This window comes from Saccharibacillus sacchari, from assembly GCF_037722395.1.
Taxonomy (GTDB): domain Bacteria; phylum Bacillota; class Bacilli; order Paenibacillales; family Paenibacillaceae; genus Saccharibacillus; species Saccharibacillus sacchari_A.
Window position 1 is genome coordinate 1 of sequence record NZ_JBBKAR010000065.1, and the last position, 21,287, is coordinate 21,287.

Consider the following 21,287-nt stretch of genomic DNA (forward strand, 5'->3'; position numbering starts at 1 on the left):
TTTGAAAGCAAGCTTTCAAACACACTCCGCTCGACTTGCATGTATTAGGCATGCCGCCAGCGTTCGTCCTGAGCCAGGATCAAACTCTCCATTAAGGTGGCGACCGAAGTCACCGTTTAAAAGAAAGCACCATGTGCTCGTTTAAAACGTGGCGATTCTTGATTACTCAAGAACCTTTATTCTCACGATGATCTTCATCATCGCGACTCACTTACTGTTCAGTTTTCAAGGAGCAAACTGTGTTGATTTGTTTCTTTCGTTCGGCGCCGTTTGTCTCAGCGGCGACTTTTATATCCTATCACAGTTCCAAGCAGTTCGTCAAGCACTTTTTTAATTTCTTTTTCAGCGCCGTTGTTACTGGTTGAAGTTGCGAGGTCTTCTTTTGGAAGAGCCGTTTATTAATGTAGCATGCGACCACTTAGCGAGTCAACACTTTCTTTACAAACAATCTGATATTTATGCATTTTGCCGTAAAAACACGCTTTACTCATAGCTACAATACATGGATTATACATTGAAAGCGCTCTTCTGTCAGCTATATTCAGCAAAATCCACACAAAAAAGCACTTGCAGCATTACTGCTCGCAAGTGCTTTTCCTACATTTTATTATGGAACGACTTTATTAAAGTTCTCGACGTCCTTCCAATGCTTTGGACAACGTTACTTCATCCGCGTATTCCAGATCGCCGCCTACGGGAAGACCGTGCGCAATTCTTGTCACCTTGATCTCAAACGGACGAACAAGACGCGAAATGTACATCGCTGTCGCCTCGCCCTCGATATTCGGGTTGGTTGCCAGAATCAGTTCCTGTACCCGTTCGTCACTGAGCCGGTTAAGCAGCTCTTTCAAACGGATATCATCGGGACCGATTCCTTCCATAGGAGAGATCGCGCCGTGCAGCACATGATAATACCCGTCAAACTCTTTGGTCCGCTCCATAGCGACCAGATCTTTCGGGTCCTGAACGACACAGATGACAGAGGCATCGCGAGTCTTGTCCTGACAGATCTTACAGGGATCGGTATCGGTAATATTGCCGCATACGGAACAGTAATGCAGATTGCGTTTGACGCTGACCAATGCTTTGGCAAAGTCGATCACGTCGTCTTCCTTCATATTTAATACATGAAAGGCCAGCCTCGCAGCCGTCTTCGGCCCGATTCCGGGCAGTCTGGAGAATGCTTCTATTAACTTGGCAATCGGCTCCGGATAATACAAGGCCACACTTCCCTTTTACAAATAGTTTAGAACAGACCTGGGATCTTCATGCCGTTCGTGAATTTGCCCATATCTTGGTTTGCCAGTTCTTCGGCTTTGGTCAACGCGTCGTTAACGGCTGTCAGAATCAGGTCTTGCAGCATTTCAACGTCATCCGGATCTACGGCTTCAGGCTTGATGTTGATCGCGATGACTTTTTTATGACCGTTAACTTCTACGTTCACAACGCCACCACCGGAAGTACCTTCGACTTTTTTCGTCCCAAGTTCTTCTTGGGCTTTCATCATTTGCTCCTGCATCTTCTTCACTTGCTTCATCATTTGGTTCATGTTGTTATTCATCGTAATCTCTCCTTTGAAAGTGATCCTCGACTTCTCCGCAAATGTCGCATGCGGCGTGCCGGGTAAAATTTATTCTTTAATGACAACCAGGTTTTCTCCGAACAGATTCAATGCTTCATCTACCCAGGGCTCTTTGCTGTCGCCTTCCCCTTCGTGTTCGAGCTCCAATACTTCCGACTTCGGAGAAGCCGCGGACTCGGTCGATTCGATCCAATCCTTTTGCATGATCGTAAGCAGTTGCCATTGACCGCCCAGGAATTCGGACAATACGTGCTCGACGACTTGGCGATTCGCTTGTTTTTCGATCGTTTCGCGGTGGATGTCGTTTTTGAAGGCAACCAATATGGAGTCATCCAACGCGGACACCGGCTCGCCGTTGGTGAACCAAGCATGTACGGTGACCTTCTCTTCTTTTACCCGCTGCAACACTTGGTTCCATTTGCCGCGAATATCTTTGAACGAGTCGTCGTCTTTGCGCGCCAAATATTGGTCCATATGAGGCGGCAGCTTGGCCATGCGGGAGACACGTGGCGCGCTCTGGCGAGTAGCCGGACGACTGCCGCCCGATTCTCCTCCGCCGGAAGCCGCTACTCCGTTACGCATCGCCTGCTCCAGTTTTTTCTCCAGATCGGCAATTCGGCTTTCGAGACGCTTCACCGCCTGAGAATCTGCGGGAGACGAGCTCGCGACAACGCCGTCCTGTACCGGAGCTTCGGCACGATCACCCAGACTCACCAGGTTCAGTAGCGCTACCTCGAACAACATTTGCGGGTTGGCCGCGTACTTCATTTCATTCTGGTACCGGCTCAACGTATCGATGACGCGGAACAACTGCTCTTTGGAAAAGCGTTCCGCAACCGCATGAAACGACACAGCATCGAGTACGCGCTCGGTCATATGCTCCGCGTTCGGCACCATTTTGATCATCAGCAGGTCGCGGAAGTAAAAAAGAATATTCTCCATGCACTTGTCCGCGCTTTTGCCTTCCTGCATCCAGCTCTCGACCGTTTGCAGCACGCCTCCCGCGTCTTTCGCAGAAAGGAAGTCGGCCAGCGCGGAAAATTGCTCGGACGCAATCCCGCCGGTCATACCTAGTACTTGCTCGTACGTGACTTTGCCTTCCGTGAATGCGGAGATCTGATCAAGCACGCTGAGCGCATCCCGCATCCCGCCATCGGACAGCCGCGCAATGTACTGCAACGCGCTTTCTTCGGCTTCAATCTGTTCTTCGCGGCAAATTTCGCTCAAACGAGCCGTTTGCTCTTCAAGCGACACACGCCGGAAGTCAAAACGCTGACAACGCGAGATAATCGTCGCGGGCAGCTTATGCGGTTCCGTCGTGGCCAAAATAAACATCGCATGCTCGGGAGGTTCTTCCAGCGTCTTCAGCAGAGCGTTGAAAGCCTCCGTCGTAAGCATATGAACTTCGTCGATAATATAAACTTTACGCCGAACTTCGGTCGGAGCATATTTGATCTTGTCGCGCAGGTCCCGAATCTCTTCCACGCCCCGGTTGGAGGCGGCATCGATCTCAAGCACGTCCATCACAGCGCCGGCCGCGATTCGTTTGCACGTCTCGCATTCGTTGCACGGTTCCGGAGCGGGTCCTTTTTCACAGTTAACGGCTTTGGCCAAAATCTTCGCGGCACTCGTCTTGCCCGTCCCCCGCGGTCCGCTGAACAAGTAGGCATGGGATACCCGTTGTTCACGGATGGCATTCTGCAACGTTCGGATAATATGCTGTTGCCCCACCATGTCCCCGAAGGACTGAGGCCGCCAAGCCCGGTAAAGCGCAATATGTTCCATTAGCGGCTCCTTCTTTTTTGGACTATCGTCTTCCCTTAATTATACTATATTTCCGGCCCGATAAAAACGACGCTCAGACCTTTTCTCCGGATAAAAAAAGAAAAACACCTCTGCCTGCGGCAAAGATGTCGGTCGTATGAATATTAAAAAGTTAAACCGTGCACCTACCTTCGATACGATGCCATCCAAGCGGCACCTCTACACAACAACTCGGGCTAGGCCACCCTCCGGCACAAAAGCGGGTCTGCTTATGGCTGCTTCCTTCCGGACCTGACCAGGTTCACAGGTGCTCATTGCGGAGGACCCAACCGTCAACATTATGTGTAAAGACCAAACCTTACAGGGCAAGACCTCGAGTAGGAATTCAACCTCGCTATAGCGGATTGCGAGTTACAGGGCACCGCTACCTCCCCATCTAGCACGGCATTCCATATTATACGGGATAAAAAGAGAAAACGCAAACAGTCCGGCATGGTTGCTGCCGGCCGCGGCGCGGGTCCGGTTTCGATCGGCGCTTCCCTTGGTTTCCGGCCTGGAGATCCATTCGTCTCCGGGTTAAGGGAAATCCAAAAGTCGCTTCGATTCGAAACCGGACCCGCGCCGCTGTTTCCGCCCCCCCTCTTTTTATTGAGGGGGCGGAAACGTGGACGAAGAAGCCGGGCGGGAGATAACCGCCCGGCTTCTTCGTCTTGCTTTGAATGCGCAGCTTCATGTAAAAGTTCTCGAATAGGATTCGATTCGGCAACCTACCAGCGAGCTTGATTCTGCACGGGAGCGACTTCGGCTTTGCTTCACCCGACCTTGAGACGAATCTGTCTCAAGGCTGTGAAGCAAAACGAGCGGAGCGACCGGGTAGAATCAAGCGAGCCCACCGACCGGACGTTTAACCCGACGCTGGCTCACCGGAGGCACGTGCGTGTACGAACCGATCACGACGTTCGGCAGTTCTTCGCGGAAAATCTCCAGCATTTGTTTCATGCCGAGCAGCTCGCTGCGGGCAGGAGGAATCAGCTCCATATAGCTTTCCGGGTCGATATTCAGGTTGCGCATCTGGATCAGCTTGAGATCCGTGCGGCGCGCGAATTCGATCATGGCTTCGATCTCTTCCTCGCGATCGGTGACGCCAGGGAAAATCAGATAGTTGATCGACGTATAGACGCCTTGCTGCGCGGCATAGATCATCGACTTCTCGACGTTTTTGAGATTGTAGGCACGCGGTTTGTAGTACGCGTTGTAATGATCGTCGAGCGCGCTGATCGTGCTGACGCGCATCAAATCAAGACCCGCGTCGACAATGCCGCGGATATGGTCAGTCAAGCCGGCATTCGTATTGATATTGATATAGCCCATATCGGTGCGCGAACGAACTTCGCGCATCGCTTCAATAATAATCTTGGCTTGGGTAGAAGGTTCACCTTCGCAACCTTGACCGAAGCTGATGATCGATTCCGGAGTCGTCAGATGCTCCATCATGATCTGCACGATTTCATCCGTGCGCGGACGGAAATTCATGCGGGTCTGAGGCGCGACAAAGCCGCTGTCGTCCGGCTGTTCGGAAATGCAACCGAAACAACCTGCGTTGCAGGAATACGATACCGGAACTCCGCCTTCCCAACGTCCGAGGAACGTGTTCGAAGACGTCAGGCATTCGTAGCCGAGCGCGCAGTTCGACAAATGCTCGTACAGACGGTTTTCCGGGTATTTTTCCACGAAGTCGTGGACTTTTTTATTCAGTTCTTTTTTGTCGCAGTTGTCCGGGTTCCATTTCTCCGGATCGTCGCATTGTTCAGCCGTTACATGGAAGCCTCCGTCTTTCCAGACGACGGCGGAGTAGCCGAACAACGGCAATTTATAATCTTTATCCGTCTTCACATAGCCTGGCAGCGCCAGACGCGTAAAGCCCTGAGGAAGCAAAGCTCCGACGGCTTGCATGCCGTCCAGCGCAACCATCTCACCGGTATCGGGGTCAAGAGCAACCGGCTTGGTGCTCGGCAGGCTCACCAAAGTGGCGCCTTCGGGAAGCGGAATCAGTTCATCGTCCATAATTTCCATAATCATATCGGCGCTGCGTGCCAGCGACAGCAGCTCGGGGTGATCGTATACGTTGCCGTTCTCATCGGCATAAACCAAATGCATGGGTGAGGTCTCCTTTTAGCGGGCTTGCGCTTGATTCTTTGACGCGTTAACTATTTCATTCGCAGACTTATCCTGTCTTTTTTGCGACTAAAATTTGTGCTTCGATGCAGTGCAAACGTAGCCCGGCCAAGATATTTATTTGGTGGTTACAGGAGCGGAAGCGGTCCGCGCCGGGCGTCTTGTCACGCCGGAAGACGAATTTCCGTTACTTTTCGATGAAGATGCGGAAGACGGCTTGGTACTCCCTTTTTCTTCGGTTGCATCCAACGCCGCGATAAATTCTGCATTGGTTTTGGCATTTTTCATCTTTTTAAGGAAACCTTCGATAAAGTCGAACGAGTCGTTCATATTTTTACGGACATGCCAAACGGCATCCAGTTCTTCTTTGGACAGCAGCATTTCCTCGCGACGCGTGCCGGAACGACGAATATCGATAGCCGGGAAAATCCGACGCTCCGCCAATTTCCGATCCAAATGCAGTTCCATATTGCCAGTTCCTTTAAATTCTTCATAGATAATATCGTCCATTCTAGACCCCGTGTCAATCAGAGCCGTAGCCAGAATAGTCAAGCTGCCGCCTTCTTCAACGTTGCGCGCGGCACCGAAGAATCGTTTTGGACGATGGAAAGCAGCTGGGTCAATACCTCCGCTAAGCGTACGGCCGGATGGCGGAATAACCAGGTTATAGGCACGAGCAAGCCGCGTAATACTATCGAGCAAAATAACAACGTCCTTTTTATGCTCAACCATACGCAGCGCACGTTCCAGCACCAGTTCGGCTACTTTGATATGATTCTCCGGCAGTTCGTCGAAAGTCGAAGCCACAACTTCGCCTTTGACGGAGCGCTGCATATCGGTTACTTCTTCCGGGCGTTCGTCGATCAATAAGACAAACAACTCGATATCCGGATTGTTGTCGGAAATGCTGTTGGCGATTTCTTTGAGCAGCTGCGTTTTACCCGCTTTCGGCGGTGCCACGATCAAGCCGCGCTGGCCGAGACCTACAGGAGCGATCAGATCAACGATTCGGGCGGACAAGCGATTTTGCGTCGTTTCGAGTGGCAGCTTTTTCTCTGGATACAATGCCGTAAGCGCAGGAAAATGCAGACGTTCCGCAGCCGTAGCCGGATCGAGTCCATTGACGGCATTGACTTGAAGCAGTCCGAAATAACGCTCGTTTTCTTTTGGCGCGCGGCATTTTCCGGACACGAGATCGCCGCTGCGAAGATCGAATTTACGAATCTGCGAAGCCGAAATATAAATATCCTCGGTACTTGGCAGGTAATTGATCGGACGTAAGAATCCGTATCCTTCGGGCAGCACTTCCAGCACGCCCTGCATAAACATCAAACCGCTTTTTTCGGCTTGCGCACGTAAAATAGCGAAAACCAATTCTTTTTTCTTCATCTGGCTGTAGTACGTAATCTGATGCTGCTTGGCCAGTTTGTAGAGATCGGTCAGTTTCATAACTTCCAAATCGGAAAGTTGCAAATCCATGTAAGATAACCACCTATTCAATTTTATATTGGAAAGCTCCGCGCCACTCTCTGAAGAGTTCTAGCCGGAAGCCGAATGATCAAAAGTCAATGTACAAAGGAAGTCTCATCCTGAAATGAACATGAAAATTCATTAGTCAAATAAGCAATCTATATTTGAACGAAGAAATACACTCTCTCGTTACTTTCGTCTGGAAAAATACATTCTTTTGGGCTGGTTGGTGAGTTGCGCGAATCGCTTGGATCAACATTGTTAATCGAATTTGGGTTCGGACTGATTCCGAACGAATAGGAGTAAGGTGTCTGGAAATGAGGGAAACGGAGATTAGACGTCCATTTACGATAAGCATTACCCAATTCAGAAAAAGTTGATTCGAAAACGTCTGAAAAAGGTACGGACGCGGCCGTTTGGCCGCGCCTGTATCAAATATCAGGTTGTCTGGCGCCAAACGTCGGCTCCCAGACTACGAAGGTTAGTCACCAGGTTGTCGTAACCCCGATCGATATACTCGACGCCTTCAATCTCGGTCACGCCATTTTCAACCGTTAATCCGGCAATGACAAGAGCGGCTCCGGCGCGCAAATCGGCAGCTTGAACTTTGGCCGCGTTCAATTTTCCGCCTTCAATAACCGCGGAGCGGCCTTCGACACGAATTTTTGCGCCCATACGAACCAATTCGGGCACATGCTTAAAACGATTGCTGTACACAAAGTCGCTAAGCACGCTTGCGCCGTTTGCTTGCGTCAGCAAGCTGGTCATCGGAGACTGAAGATCGGTCGGGAAACCCGGGTAAACCAAAGCTTTGACATCAACATGCTGATAATCCGGACCCCCGATAATACGGATGCTTTCGTCCATTTCTTCAACCGTAACGCCCATTTCTTGCAGCTTGGCCGTGAGTGCCTCCAGATGCTTCGGAATCACGCTATCAATCAAGACATTGCCTCGCGTTGCAGCGGCGGCAATCATATAAGTGCCGGCCTGAATACGGTCGGGAATAATCGAATGTCGGCAGCCATGCAGTTCCTGAACGCCTTCGATACGGATTGTTTCCGTGCCGGCGCCTTTGATGCTGGCTCCCATGGAGTTAAGCAAAGTCGCTACGTCTATGATTTCAGGCTCTTTCGCCGCGTTTTCGATAATTGTTGAGCCTTTGGCTTTGGCAGCCGCCAGCATAATATTGATCGTCGCGCCTACGCTTGCGACGTCCAGATAAATTTTTGTGCCGCGAAGTCCTTCGGAGTGCAGGTGGATCGCGCCATGTTCGTTAACCGCAGTCGCGCCGAGCGCCTCGAAGCCTTTGATATGCTGATCGATCGGACGAGGTTCAAAGTTACAGCCGCCGGGAAGCCCGATCAGCGCTTCGCCAAACTTGCCAAGCAGAGCACCCATCATATAGTAGGAAGCCCGCAATTTTTTAACAGGTCCGTTAGGCATCGGAATCGATTTGACTTTCGATGGATCGATTCTCATCTGGCTGCCTTCCCAGGATACGCGTGCGCCGAGTCCTTCAAGGATCTCAGCATACACCGCTACGTCGCTGAGTAGCGGGAGATTGTCCAATATCACTTCGGAATCTGCAAGCAGCGCTGCTGGAATAAGCGCAATCGCACTGTTTTTCGCACCGCTAATCGTAACCGTTCCTTGGAGCGGACGACCGCCGGTGATCATTAATTTCTCCATAAGTTCAAAGGTCCCCCTACTTGATGTGCAGCCATTCGAAGAAGACTGAAAATTGTGATGACGCGGAATTTAAAACAAAATGGAAAGACACCGCTTGAAACGGTGACCTTTCCATAATGAATGAGTGCTTCGGATTTTGCAATAAAAATCGACATTACGCGCAAAAAGTGCGTGGTATCGTTCTAAGCGAAAGCTTAGGCTTTGTTGCTGGAACCGAATTCTTTGATTTTGCCGATAACGGTAGCTTTGATTGCATCGCGGCCAGGTACGATGAATGTACGTGGGTCGTAAGCTTCAGGCTTCGCAGCCAGAACTTCGCGAACGACTTTAGCGAATGCGATTTGGTTTTCCGTGTTTACGTTGATTTTCGACGTACCCAGGGAGATCGATTTTTGAATATCGTGAGTCGGGATACCTGTTCCGCCGTGCAGAACCAGTGGAAGGTTAACCGCGTCGCGGATTTCTTCCATCTCTTTGAAGCCCAGGTTTGGTTCGCCGTGGTAAGGACCGTGTACGGAACCCAGTGCCGGAGCCAGTGTGTCGATGCCTGTTTCCTTCACGATGCGTACGCATTCGTTCAGGTCCGCATACTGGATGCCGCCGATTACGTCGTCTTCTTGTCCGCCAACCGTGCCAACTTCTGCTTCTACCGAAGCGCCTTTGGCATGTGCGTACTCAACGACTTGTTTCGTCATTTCGATGTTCTCGTCGATCGGGTGGTGCGAACCGTCGATCATAACGGAAGTGAAACCAGCGTCGAGAGCCGCTTTACACTTTTCGAAGCTCGAACCGTGGTCAAGGTGGATCGCAACAGGAACAGTGATGTTCATGTCGATCAGCAGGCCTTCAACCATTTTCACGACTGTATTGAAACCGCCCATGTGACGAGCCGCGCCTTCGGATACACCGAGGATTACCGGAGATTTTTCTTCTTCGGCTGCGCCCAGGATGGCTTGTGTCCATTCCAGGTTGTTAATGTTGAACTGACCTACCGCGTATTTTTCCTCGAGAGCTTTGTTCAACATGTCTTTCATCGAAACTAATGGCATGATGGTTCCTCCTAAATTAAATGTTGGATTTCTTTCTAGTGCCGACATCCATACTTGCTCATTATAACACTCTCGGTTGAAATACTAAACAGGCAGGTTATAAAGTTAAAAGTATTTTAAGTGTCGGAGAGAGTGCTTTAGCGAAGCGGGGGCGCTGCGGATGAAATTCAGTTCAAGACGCTGTCTCGCCCGGAAAGTAGATTGGATTTGAATAAGGAATCTTTCCGGGCTCAAAGGCGTATTGAACTGAATTTCACCCTCCGCTTGGTGCTTCGCTAAAGCACAAGGTTATGTGTAGATAATAATAAAAAGAACGCCGAAATTGGCGTTCTTAGAGTGTCGCGAAAGTCCAACGTGGCTGGAAGCCAGAAGGCGGAGAGAGAAATTCAGTGAAAGACGCCTTTGAACTTGGAAAACTTCAACTCAAAACTTCAATCGACTTTTCCAAGTGAGACAGCGAATTGAACGAATTTCTCTCGGAGCCTTCTGGCTTCCCCCCGCCAAAGTAACTTTCCCACCTCACTCGCCGCGCAAATAGCGGCCCACAGCCAGGCGCATCTCGTCGATGTCGAAAGGCTTGGTGAAGTGCATCAGGGCGCCCTGGTCTTTGGCTTCCTTGATCATGTCGAGTTCGCCGTAAGCGGTCATCATGATGACTTTGATATCGGGGTCTTGGGCCTTGATATGGCGGAGAATCTCAAGACCGTCCATGCCGGGGATTTTCATGTCCAGCAGAACCAGGTCTGGGCGATCGGTTTGGAGCAGGGCCAGCGCTTCTTTGCCGTTGGCGGCTTGATAGGTTTTGTAGCCTTCGCTCCCGAACACTTCGGTTAGCAGCATGCGGATTCCGTTTTGGTCGTCGACGATTAAAATTTTATGTTCACTCATCTTGGCTAATCCTCCCCCGGTTTCTTTCTGCGATAGACCCGATGTTCGGGCTTCAAGCGTTCTTTATGTGCGCAGCAGCTGACGCTCACTGTCGTTTTTGGACCTCAAAGACTTAATTCGACTTTTAATGGCGGTTTCCTGCTAATTCCAGCAGGAAGACCGAATATTTCCCAATATGGGACGAACAAGACGCAAATAACGAAAAAAGAAAGACCCGGCAGATGCCAAGCCTTTCTTGAATATACAGGTGTGTTAATCAATGTTGTACGTAATCGCCGCTTTGACGAATTCGCGGAACAGCGGTTGCGGACGGTTCGGTCTCGACGTGAATTCCGGGTGGAATTGTACGGCCAGGAACCAAGGATGGTTCGGCAGTTCAACGATTTCAACCAGGCGTCCGTCCGGCGAAGTGCCGGAGATCACGAGGCCCGCTGCTTCGATTTGCTCACGGTAAGCGTTGTTGAACTCGTACCGGTGACGGTGTCTTTCGTAAACCAGCTCGTCGTTGTAGCATTCCATAGCCAGCGAACCTTCAACGAGTTTGCAAGGGTACAAGCCCAGACGCATGGTGCCGCCCAGATCTTCGATATCTTTTTGTTCAGGCAGAAGGTCGATTACAGGGAATGTTGTAGTCGGATCGATCTCCGAGCTGTTTGCACCTTCCATGTTAGCCAGCGCGCGTGCATATTCGATAACGGATACTTGCATCCCGAGGCAAATGCCGAAGAAAGGTACATTGTTTTCGCGCGCATAACGGATTGCCGTAATTTTGCCTTCGATCCCGCGATCGCCGAAGCCGCCCGGCACGAGGATACCGCCGAGTCCGCCGAGCATGTCTTCAACGTTCTCATCCGTGATTTCTTCTGCGTCCACCCAACGGATTTTCACGTCTGCGTTGGCATCGAAGCCAGCGTGCGACAGCGATTCAACCACGCTCAAATAAGCGTCGTGCAGCGCGACGTATTTACCGACGATCGCGATTTCCACAGTTTTCTCCAACTTGCCAATACGTTCAACCAGTGCTTCCCACTCGGTCATATCCGGTTGCGGCGTATCCAGCTTCAGATGCTTCACAACGATCTCGTCCAGACCTTCAGCGCGCAGATTCAGCGGCACTTCGTACAAGGTCGACGCATCGCGGCATTCTACGACAGCGTCTTTGTCCAGATCGCAGAACAATCCGATCTTCGCTTTTGTATCTTCGGACAGTTCATGCTCGGTCCGGCAAACGATCACGTTTGGCTGAATTCCGATACTGCGCAGTTCTTTTACGCTGTGTTGGGTTGGTTTTGTTTTGATTTCACCAGCAGCCTTGATGTAAGGAATCAGCGTAACGTGAATGTACATCACGTTATCGCGGCCTACGTCGCTGCGAAGCTGACGGATCGATTCCAGGAATGGCAAGCTCTCGATGTCGCCTACCGTACCACCGATTTCGGTGATGACAACATCGGAACCGGACTCGCGTCCAGCACGCATAATGCGTTCCTTGATCTCATTCGTGATATGCGGAATAACCTGTACCGTTCCGCCCAGGTATTCACCGCGGCGCTCTTTGCTGATAACCGACGAGTAGACTTTGCCTGTAGTTACGTTGCTGTTCTTCGACAGGTTGATGTCGATGAAGCGCTCGTAGTGTCCAAGGTCAAGGTCCGTTTCCGCACCGTCGTCCGTTACGAATACTTCACCGTGTTGATACGGGCTCATCGTCCCTGGGTCCACGTTGATGTAAGGATCGAACTTCTGGATCGTCACTTTCAGGCCTCTATTTTTCAAAAGTCTGCCGAGTGATGCAGCCGTGATGCCTTTGCCGAGCGATGACACAACACCGCCCGTTACGAAGATATACTTAGTCACTGTAAAAAACCCCCTGTACGATGATTATGGTTGAATCTTTAAACGTTCCGGCGCTCATTTTTACCGATCGGGATGGCATTACATATGGAAATACCCCTATAAAAAACAAAAAAAGTGACACCCGTGTCCACGGGGCACTTTTTATCGTCTTTCCCATATAAATCCGTACTTAAATCAAAAGCCCAAGCAATAGTTTACCTTCTGGCTCGGGGGCTGTCAAGCAGGGAAAGCAGGCATTTTCAGCTTGTTTTCCCGCATGGACAAAAGAGAATCGGAGAGGTCAAATAAACGGCTTAGCGCTCGTTTTCTTCCTCGCCGTCATACTCTTCTTCCTCTTCTTCTTCGTCGAGATCTTCATCGTCCATCTCTTCGCCTTCGATCTCTTCTTCCTCGTCTTCGATCTCATCGTCTACGATGACATCTTCATCCGAATCGTCTTCATCTTCGTCGCCGTCGAACAGATCGTCGTCTGCTTCGTTATCCGGTTCGGAGTTGAAGGAAGTGTCTTCGTCCAGATCATCGTCGTCGTCTTCGTCGTTAATGATGCGCGGACGCTTGGAGCTAACAACAGGATCTTCGGATTTCTCCAGAGGATACCAGCGTTTCAAGCCCCACAGGTTTGTACCTACGCAAGCGAAACGGCCGTCAATGTTGATTTCCGTATAGAGCTGGGCAATCATGTTTTCGGCTTCTTCGTTGGTCATCCCGCGTTGGCGACCCACTTCTTTCATCAGGTCCGGGTAGTAGTAAGGCTCGTTGGCTTTTTTCAAAATCATGAAAGCCAGATCGACCATAGGCATTTCGCGGATTTTTTCATCATCAAGTGATAGTTCAATCGGTGCAGGTGTCAATTGGACACGTCCTCTCAAAACGTATTGCAATTCGGTCATACAGAAAAAGTCAACCTAAGTAAAACGCATCCGCGCGCAAAATGCAAGAAGCGGAAACGATTTTACGGCATAATTCGAATTTTTCGAACACTTTGATGCAGCTAACCGCCCCAAAAACCTTCGATCTTACATGCGCTCCGGCGCGGAAACGCCGATCAGGCGAAGAACGTTGGCGATGACGGTACGAACCGCGCCAAGCAAAGCAAGACGGGCTTGAGTCACTGCGGCATCTTCCGTGATAAAACGTTCCGCTTTGTAGTAGCTGTGCAGCATCGCCGACACTTCGTACACATAACGGGTCAGACGGTGCGGGGCATAGCCTTCTGCGGCGATCCGGATTTCTTCCGGAAGCTCGCCCAGTTTACGAAGCAAATCGTATTCATGGTTAGCCGTCAGCTTGCTCAAATCGACTTGGTCGAGTGGCAGAACGGTTACGTTTTGCTCGTCGGCCTGGCGGAAAATGCTGCAAATGCGCGCATGCGCGTATTGCACGTAGAACGCCGGGTTCTCGTTCGACGTCGAAACGGCAAGGTCCATATCGAAATCCAGATGCGAATCCATGCTGCGCATCGTGAAGAAGTAGCGCATCGGATCGACGCCCACTTCATCCATCAGGTCTTCCATCGTAACGGCTTTGCCGGTACGCTTGGACATTTTGACCTTCTCGCCGCCCTGGAACAGACTCACCATCTGCGCGATCAACACGATCAGTTTCTCCGGGTCGTTACCCAGACCTTGCATAGCGGCTTTCATCCGCGGAATGTAACCGTGGTGATCCGCGCCCCAAATGTTCATCACTTTGTCGAAACCGCGTGCGTATTTATCGCGGTGGTAGGCAATGTCCGGAGTCAGATACGTATACGTACCGTCGTTTTTGATCAATACGCGGTCTTTGTCGTCGCCGTATTTGGTTGTTCGGAGCCAGGTCGCACCGTCCAGCTCGTACACTTCGTCGCGGCTGCGCAGCTCGTCGAGCGCATCCAGCACCTGTCCGTTTTCGTAAAGCGATGTTTCGCTGAAGAAAACGTCGAAATGCACGCGGAAACGGTCCAGGTCGCGGCGGATTTTCTGCATTTCTTTTTCAAGTCCGTACGTACGCAGATATTCCATCAGCTCGCCTTGGCTCAGAGACAGCAGGCGCTCGCCTTCACGCTCGACCAGTTCTTTGGCAAAGCCTTTGATATCTTCGCCGAAGTAACCGTCTTCCGGCATCTCGGCTTCCTGTCCCAACTCCTGCTTATAGCGCGCTTCGAGCGACAGGCACAGATTGGTCACCTGGTTACCGGCATCGTTGATGTAGTATTCGCGCGTGACTTCGTAACCGGCGAAATCCAGCAGATTGCACAGCGCATCGCCGACAGCCGCTCCGCGGGCATGGCCCAGGTGCAAGCTTCCGGTCGGGTTGGCGCTGACGAATTCCATCTGCACGCGTTTGCCTTTTCCGTCTTCGATACGTCCGTAGTTCGCGCCTTGCGCGTGAACCGTGCCTACGACCGGATACAGATAGCTTTTATTCAACGTGAAGTTGATAAAGCCGGGTCCTGCGATTTCGGCCTGCACGATGCCAGCTGCTTCACGATCCAGATTTTCAAGGATAGCTTCCGCGATCATGCGTGGGTTCTTCTTCGCAAGGCGTGTAAGCTGCATGGCTGCATTGGTGGACAGGTCGCCGTGCGTTTTGTCCTTCGGCACTTCCAGCCCAATCTCCGGAATATCGGTTTCGGCTACGAGGCCGGCTTTGGCGATCGCCTGGGCGACAGCCGTTTTTACAGTGTTCTCTAGCTGTTCAAGCGGGTTAATCGTCATGTGAGTTGACTTCCTCCTGTATGGTTAAGCTAACGGCAAAATGGCCCGAGAGGACGTCTTGGACTTCCAACTCGTATTCCCAGTGAATTTCTCCCGTGGAGCCCTGCATGCGCACGCTCAGCTCCCGGGTATGGGTAACCATGTCGAAACGCGTGTAAGGCGAACGGTAAAAACCGGGCAGACTGTCCCCTTTGCGGAAGGACTGCTCCGATTCCACCTCGCCGTGGCGGGTAACTTTCAATTCGTCTTGCGTGACCTTGAGCAGTGTGCGTACGCTTTCCCCACCACTTGCTCCGGGTTCTTCGTAACGGATATATAGCGACTTGTTTTTCTGAAAAACCTGTCCGGCGAGCTTCTGCTCAACCTTCTCTCCGTCCTGTCGACTGTTGATCGTAATCAGGACGCGGCTCATGCCTTGCATAGCGCTTCCGCTCCAATCCCTCTTGATGAAGATTTCTTCTATAATACTATAGCATATTCCGGGTTTGCGACCTATAGAGTATTAAGAAGTAGTCCACCGCGCAAGCCGATATTTTCAGGGAAATCGTGCGCAAACGAACGGTGGGTGCGGTCTGCGGCAAGATTGCTCGAAGCGGGTATGATAGCATAGAAAGAAATCGTGTATGGAACGGGAGGTTTTATGATGTCGAGCGAATCAGATTCCCAGTCACCGCAATCACTCGCCCCGCACTCCGGTTTTCAGCCGCTTCCGCCTTCTCTGTTTGCTTCCAAAGCGCTTGAGGCTTCTCCGCGATTACTGGGCCAAACGTTGGTACGTCGCACGGAGATCGGCGAAATCCGCAGCCGGATCATCGAAACGGAGAGCTATGGCGGGATTGAAGATAAAGGCAGCCACGCCTACGGAGGCCGACGCACCAATCGTACGGAGATCATGTTCGGCGCAGGAGGCACCGCCTACGTCTACCTCATCTACGGCATGTATCATTGCCTAAACGTCGTGACAGGCGTACCGGACGATCCGCAAGCGGTGCTGATCCGTGCCGTCGAGCCTTTGACCGAAGAAGACGAGCGCCGGATGCGGTTGCTTCGGTCCATCAAATCGAAAAAGCCGGCAGATCTGTCGGGCGGGCCGGGTAAACTGTGCCGGGCGCTCGATATCGACAAGTCGTTTAACGGCTGCCGCCTGACCGTACCGACATCATCGCTGTATCTGGAGGCAGGCGACGATGTCGCCGGGCTGGATATCGTCTGCGGGCCACGGATCAATATCGACTATGCAGAAGAATACGCGGCCAAGCCGTGGCGTTTTTTCCTCAAGGATCATTCGTATGTCTCGATTAACGACAAAGCAAATCCGCCAAAGCCTTTCCACCGATGAATGAAGAACGGCATAGCCGAACAAACAGAAAAAAGCGCCGGTTTCCGATCAGGGAAACAGCGCTTTTTCTGTTTTCGTACTTTGACCGCATCGAGCCTAACCTTTTAAGCGTTCATAGTACGAGCCTATTTTTAAATGATTGAATGGTTAACCGCCGAGTTCGTTCTTCAATTCCTCGGGCGAACGCTCCCACCATTCCGCATTGTGCGTCGTCAGCAACGTTTTCAGCGCCGCTTTCGCTTCCGCATCCATTTCGTTCAGGATGATTTTACGCTTAATCGCATAATCCAGCTTATTCACATGGTCAGCCAGAATTTTGAAGCCTCGCTTGGTCTCGCTGTTGATCCACATCTCGCAAGCCGTCGCTCCCGCGTAGCTTCCGCCTTCTTCCGTCTTGTCTACCGCAACCCAGACCAGCCACACCAGGCGTCCGCCTTCCGCGTCCTGACGTTCGGCCGTAAAGCGGATGCCGCGCTCTACCTTGCTTTTGGCATGCATGGCTCCAACGTCGATTCGGGCCTCGCCCTCATCTATAATGATCGGAGATACGTTATTGAGATTGATGGCTCCGGTACCGAAACCTTTGTGTTTACTGCTCTTTTGGCTGCTGCTGATAATGTTCAGACCGAGCTGCTTTTTACCTGTCTGCTTTTCTTCCATAACGGGAATTTACGCCCCTTTCGGCCAATAAATGCAATCCAAGTTCTTGCAAAAAGTTAACCTTTTTTCAGTAAACTCTTCATCATTCTCTATTCTATCCGATAAAAAGACGAAAGCAAAACAAAAAACCTGGAGTTTATCCGGTTATCTTGTCGAAATTCGCCTGCTCACTTGCTTGGTCCATAAGAATATATTCGTAAATTTATGTGAACGTCATGTTTTTTAACTTCTATAAAACCTTGTAACGGCGCGGTTTTGATAGTCTTGGTGGAAGGTCCGTGTTAAACACGCATCAAGAAAGCGTTAAATAAAAGTTTGCCAAGGGCTAAGTCCTTTGCTACAATGTGACTTGTGAGTAGTAACAACTTTGTAAACTTTGATTAAAGCCATAAATGCAGGACACAACACATACAACGACGACACGACAAACGAAGCTTTTCGGTGCAAACCAAGATCTAAGCCGAATTCCGGCACCGGGAAGCGGGGGAACCAGTTATGGGTGAATTGACTTCGCAACGAAGGAGTCATAGGGGGACCTTCTCAACCGAATCCTTAAGCTAACCTCGCAGGCAAAATGGAAGGGGTACAATGTCTTTGAAGAAGAAGCTGACAGCCGCAGTAATGGGTCTCGCCATCGCGTTCAGCGTGGTGACTACAGGAAACGCTCATGCAGACTCCAAATTGGACAACGTAATCGACTCTGCACTTGGAACACCATACCGCACTGCGGGAACTACGCTTAACGGATTTGATTGCTCGGGCTTTACAAGCTATGTGTTCGACAAGCTTGGAATCGACCTGCCGCGTCAATCTTCCGCTCAATACGGAGCCGGAAACAAAGTCGACAAAGGCGATCTGCGCGCAGGGGATCTGGTCTTCTTTAACACGAACGGAAGAGGAATTTCGCACGTCGGCATCTATGTCGGCAACGGCAAATTCGCTCATTCGTCGTCTTCGAACGGAGTTCGTTACGACAACCTGAGCTCAAGTTATTATGCGGATCGTTATGTGGGCGCAGCTCGCGTAATGAGCACTTACTCGTATAACGAGCTTGCAGGAAGCTAATCTTTTTCTTTCTAACTTATGCCTAATCGTAAACTGTTTTTATAGAGCCGCATTCGGATGACCCTTCATCTTGATGCGGTTTTTTCATGTCCTTTGTATACTTTAAACGGTCAAGCGCATGAAAAGGTTTCAAGCGGCCCTGAAATTTTTCAACTTATTATTGATTACCCGCTCAGAAATCGGTCAAACGCGCTTTTTCCATTTTAGTGGATTTATTTGAAAAGGAGTCGAAACGACGATGCAGGCTGATTCATTCGAGGTACGGACGATGACAGAGGAAGAAGCCGAACTCGTCTCTGGCTGGCACTATGAAGCACCGTACGATGTGTATGGCTGGATGCCTTGGGACGAAATGAAAAAGCTCGGAATCGAATTCGGCGATCCCGAGCTGCGCGAACAACAATATGTGACGATCTATCGCGACAATCTGCTGCATGGATTCGCTCAACTTTTCCCGCTCGGCGGCACCACCCGGCTCGGCATCGGCATGCGCCCCGATCTGTGCGGGCAAGGGCTAGGTACGTCTTTTGTCCAAGCGGTGGCGGAAGAAGCATTGCGGCGGATTCCCGGCCAAGAGATTGACCTGGAAGTGTTGACCTGGAACCAGCGCGCAATCAAAGCTTATCGCAAAGCCGGCTTCACGATCACAGACCTGTATGAACGAATGACACCGGAAGGAATGAAGCCCTTCTACTGCATGGTCTATCAAATGCCTTCCTTAGACTAGCGCCACGAAGGTCATTTGTTTATCTCCGATCAGGACATTGATTCGATGCAGTACGCTATCATGAATCACAACTGCACTGCCGACATCAATAGACGGCTGTGTGCCCAGCGCATAAAACAAATCCTCGGCCAAAGCTTCATGCACTTCCAAACGGTCTTCGGGACCCAAACGCTCCCAGTCCTCCGAATCCATTTCGAAAAACAGATAACTGTCCGGAATCAATGAGACCGCTTTCGTTAAATCCTGCAAAATCTCCCCGTAATCCCTACCATGCTTGACTCCCATTTGCGCTGCTCCTTTTTTGTCCATTATTTTAAACCTACTGTCTTATTTTCATTATAGCGCAATTTGTCTCTTAAAAAAAAAGCTCCCCCTGTCGATAAAAAACATAGGAGTTGTAGGGTGTTTTTTAAAAGAAAAAGGCCAGCAAACACTCATTTTGTCGATTTGCGTGCTTGTGCTCCTGTTCGTTTACTCGGATCGGGAACAAACTGTATCCAGATATGCACAAGTCATCGCTTGGGAAAGGTTGCACGTAGTAGCTGGAAAAGAAGACTCGTCTTCTGTAGTTCGCACAGGCCAGGGATGGCCGACTGTGCTTATGCAAGTTTTATATTCTCATGGATGAGGTGCTTACATGGAATTATCGTCTCTTATCGGTCTGGTCCTAGCTCTAGTCTCCATCTTTGTCGGCATGATTTTAAAAGGAGCACCGCTAACCGCTCTGGCAGTACCAGCAGCCTACCTTATCATTATTGGCGGTACGGTCTCCACAGTCTTCGTCGGATTTCCGATGAGTGACTTGAAGAACTTCCCGAAGCTCGTCAAGATCTTCTTGTTCAAGCCTAAAACGATCGACAAGGCTGAGCTGGTAGGGATGTTCATGGAATGGGCATCGATCACTCGTCGCGAAGGCCTGCTTGCACTGGAATCGAAAGTCGACGAAATCGACGATGACTTCCTGCGTAACGGCATGCGGATGATTATCGACGGCAACGACCAAGAATTCGTCAGCGATGTATTAATGGAAGATATACATGCCATGGAAGAACGCCACCGGGTCGGAGCGCAGATCTTCTCCCAGGCAGGCATGTACGCGCCGACGCTCGGCGTACTGGGCGCCGTAGTCGGCCTGATTGCCGCACTCGGCGAGCTTGAAGACATGAATAAACTGGCGCACGCTATCGCGGCTGCCTTTATCGCTACACTGCTCGGCATCTTTGTCGGTTACGTGCTGGCTCACCCGATCTCCAATAAGCTTAAACGCGTCTCGAAAAAAGAAGTTGAAGTGCGTATGATGATGGTGGAAGGTCTGCTCTCGATCCAATCGGGCGTATCGACTATTGCGATCAACCAAAAGCTGGCCGTATTCCTGACTCCTGCAGAACGCAAGAAGCTAGAAGAAAAGGGAGGCGGTTCGAGTGGCCAAGAAGGCTAGACCGGAACACCACGAAGAACATGCCGACGAGAGCTGGTTGCTCCCCTATTCCGACTTGATGACCCTTTTGCTTGCTCTATTTATCGTATTGTATGCCATGAGCTCGGCCAACGTCAGCAAGTTTGAGGCGATGGCCGAGGCTTTCGATTCTGTTTTTAACGGCGGAAAAGGCATCATGGAGCATACGTCCACAACCGACGAAAGCAATACTCAAGATGGATCAAAGTCCGATGCGGAAAAATCCGTCGAACAAATGGCAGCGGAAGCTAAGGACACCAAGAAAGATACGGCTAACGAAACGTTGGCCAAGTTGAAAAAGAAAGAACAAGAAGATCTGACCAAGCTGAAAAAGCAATTGGATAGTTACATCGAGAAGAACGGACTGAGCAATCAACTGGAAACGAATCTGAATCAGTCCCAGCTCCAAATCACGATCAGCGACAAAGCGCTTTTTGCTTCCGGCGAAGCAACCGTTAAGCCGTCATCCCGGACGCTGGGTGCGTCGATCGCGAATATCCTGAAGAACTTCCCGGGCTACAATATTCAGGTTATCGGTCATACCGACAATGTTCCGATCTTCAATAACAATTTCAAATCCAACTGGGACCTCAGTTCCGGTCGGGCGAATAACTTCCTTCAAGTTTTGCTGCAAAACAAAAACCTGGACCCGCGCCGTTTCACCGCTATTGCGGCAGGCGAGTATCAACCTATCGCTTCGAACGCAACAGCTTCGGGACGTGCTCAAAACCGTCGGGTAGAAGTTTCGATCATCCGGAACTACCAGGATTCGACGAACACGATCAGCACGACCAACGCGACTTCTCCATAAGCGGAAAAGATCGAGATCTCACGCACGCTGCTCACGCTCAAAAGACTGTCCCCTTT

General features: G+C 50.7%; 19 protein-coding genes, 1 rRNA gene, 1 other RNA gene and 1 riboswitch. Of the genes, 5 read left to right on the forward strand and 16 right to left on the reverse strand.

The genetic code is table 11. The annotated features are described in order from the left end of the window. From WKI47_RS25505 to WKI47_RS25570, 14 genes are all read right to left on the reverse strand, one after another. A 16S ribosomal RNA gene (locus WKI47_RS25505) occupies positions 1–95 on the reverse strand; the annotation flags it as partial. Between the two features lie 528 nt (positions 96–623). Next, positions 624–1,220 carry a recombination mediator RecR gene (recR, locus tag WKI47_RS25510; RefSeq protein WP_340230032.1) on the reverse strand — a complete coding sequence of 199 codons (597 nt, stop codon included), beginning with the start codon at positions 1,218–1,220 and terminating at the stop codon, positions 624–626. A gap of 26 nt (positions 1,221–1,246) precedes the next feature. Then, positions 1,247–1,561: a YbaB/EbfC family nucleoid-associated protein gene (locus WKI47_RS25515; protein WP_340230033.1), complete on the reverse strand. Its 315-nt coding sequence runs from the start codon at positions 1,559–1,561 to the stop codon at positions 1,247–1,249. A 69-nt stretch (positions 1,562–1,630) separates the two neighbouring features. Then, on the reverse strand, positions 1,631–3,367 hold the full coding sequence (gene dnaX / locus WKI47_RS25520; RefSeq protein ID WP_340230034.1) for a DNA polymerase III subunit gamma/tau: 1,737 nt from the start codon (positions 3,365–3,367) through the stop codon (positions 1,631–1,633). Between the two features lie 156 nt (positions 3,368–3,523). Further along, positions 3,524–3,791: signal recognition particle sRNA large type (gene ffs, locus WKI47_RS25525), an RNA gene on the reverse strand. A 434-nt stretch (positions 3,792–4,225) separates the two neighbouring features. After that, positions 4,226–5,503, reverse strand: coding sequence for a radical SAM protein (locus WKI47_RS25530; RefSeq protein WP_340230035.1), 1,278 nt, complete (start codon positions 5,501–5,503; stop codon positions 4,226–4,228). 135 nt (positions 5,504–5,638) lie between these two features. Further along, positions 5,639–7,000, reverse strand: a complete 1,362-nt coding sequence (gene rho, locus WKI47_RS25535) for a transcription termination factor Rho (RefSeq protein ID WP_340230036.1) — start codon at positions 6,998–7,000, stop codon at positions 5,639–5,641. 429 nt (positions 7,001–7,429) lie between these two features. Further along, on the reverse strand, positions 7,430–8,683 hold the full coding sequence (locus WKI47_RS25540) for a UDP-N-acetylglucosamine 1-carboxyvinyltransferase (RefSeq protein ID WP_037285881.1): 1,254 nt from the start codon (positions 8,681–8,683) through the stop codon (positions 7,430–7,432). Positions 8,684–8,877: 194 nt separating this feature from the next. Further along, complete coding sequence (gene fba / locus WKI47_RS25545) at positions 8,878–9,732, reverse strand: class II fructose-1,6-bisphosphate aldolase (protein ID WP_340230037.1); 855 nt, start codon at positions 9,730–9,732, stop codon at positions 8,878–8,880. Positions 9,733–10,251: 519 nt separating this feature from the next. Beyond that, positions 10,252–10,620, reverse strand: a complete 369-nt coding sequence (locus tag WKI47_RS25550) for a response regulator (protein WP_037285886.1) — start codon at positions 10,618–10,620, stop codon at positions 10,252–10,254. A 252-nt stretch (positions 10,621–10,872) separates the two neighbouring features. Continuing rightward, positions 10,873–12,477 carry a CTP synthase gene (locus WKI47_RS25555; protein WP_340230038.1) on the reverse strand — a complete coding sequence of 535 codons (1,605 nt, stop codon included), beginning with the start codon at positions 12,475–12,477 and terminating at the stop codon, positions 10,873–10,875. Positions 12,478–12,770: 293 nt separating this feature from the next. Then, positions 12,771–13,367: a DNA-directed RNA polymerase subunit delta gene (gene rpoE / locus WKI47_RS25560; RefSeq protein WP_340230039.1), complete on the reverse strand. Its 597-nt coding sequence runs from the start codon at positions 13,365–13,367 to the stop codon at positions 12,771–12,773. Between the two features lie 126 nt (positions 13,368–13,493). Continuing rightward, positions 13,494–15,173 (reverse strand): arginine--tRNA ligase, encoded by a 1,680-nt coding sequence (gene argS / locus WKI47_RS25565; protein ID WP_340230040.1) that lies wholly within the window; start codon positions 15,171–15,173, stop codon positions 13,494–13,496. Further along, on the reverse strand, positions 15,163–15,594 hold the full coding sequence (locus WKI47_RS25570; RefSeq protein WP_340230041.1) for a DUF1934 domain-containing protein: 432 nt from the start codon (positions 15,592–15,594) through the stop codon (positions 15,163–15,165). Before WKI47_RS25570 ends, argS begins: the two co-directional genes overlap by 11 nt. Before the next feature lie 222 nt (positions 15,595–15,816). On the opposite strand from WKI47_RS25570, the gene WKI47_RS25575 reads away from it, so the two are divergent. Further along, positions 15,817–16,512: a DNA-3-methyladenine glycosylase gene (locus WKI47_RS25575; RefSeq protein WP_340230042.1), complete on the forward strand. Its 696-nt coding sequence runs from the start codon at positions 15,817–15,819 to the stop codon at positions 16,510–16,512. Between the two features lie 147 nt (positions 16,513–16,659). Here WKI47_RS25575 and WKI47_RS25580 read toward each other — a convergent pair whose 3' ends face one another. Beyond that, positions 16,660–17,172, reverse strand: coding sequence for a YwhD family protein (locus WKI47_RS25580; RefSeq protein WP_340230043.1), 513 nt, complete (start codon positions 17,170–17,172; stop codon positions 16,660–16,662). Positions 17,173–17,620: 448 nt separating this feature from the next. Next, a riboswitch (cyclic di-AMP (ydaO/yuaA leader) is annotated at positions 17,621–17,759 on the forward strand. Between the two features lie 7 nt (positions 17,760–17,766). On the opposite strand from WKI47_RS25580, the gene WKI47_RS25585 reads away from it, so the two are divergent. Both WKI47_RS25585 and WKI47_RS25590 read left to right on the forward strand, forming a co-directional pair. Then, positions 17,767–18,237, forward strand: a complete 471-nt coding sequence (locus WKI47_RS25585) for a C40 family peptidase (protein WP_340230066.1) — start codon at positions 17,767–17,769, stop codon at positions 18,235–18,237. 238 nt (positions 18,238–18,475) lie between these two features. Continuing rightward, entirely contained in the window at positions 18,476–18,964 is a 489-nt protein-coding gene (locus tag WKI47_RS25590; protein WP_425355513.1) for a GNAT family N-acetyltransferase, read from the forward strand. Here the strand turns inward: WKI47_RS25590 and WKI47_RS25595 are convergent. Continuing rightward, positions 18,956–19,249, reverse strand: a complete 294-nt coding sequence (locus WKI47_RS25595) for a hypothetical protein (RefSeq protein WP_340230044.1) — start codon at positions 19,247–19,249, stop codon at positions 18,956–18,958. The two genes, WKI47_RS25590 and WKI47_RS25595, sit on opposite strands and share 9 nt — an antisense overlap. Before the next feature lie 352 nt (positions 19,250–19,601). On the opposite strand from WKI47_RS25595, the gene motA reads away from it, so the two are divergent. Together motA and WKI47_RS25605 are read left to right on the forward strand one after the other, a co-directional pair. Next, on the forward strand, positions 19,602–20,402 hold the full coding sequence (gene motA, locus WKI47_RS25600; RefSeq protein ID WP_340230045.1) for a flagellar motor stator protein MotA: 801 nt from the start codon (positions 19,602–19,604) through the stop codon (positions 20,400–20,402). Continuing rightward, the gene (locus WKI47_RS25605; protein ID WP_340230046.1) at positions 20,386–21,231 is read left to right on the forward strand and encodes a flagellar motor protein MotB; all 846 of its coding nucleotides are present in this window, start codon (positions 20,386–20,388) and stop codon (positions 21,229–21,231) included. The genes motA and WKI47_RS25605 overlap by 17 nt, the downstream gene beginning before the upstream one ends. Positions 21,232–21,287 lie beyond the last annotated feature (56 nt).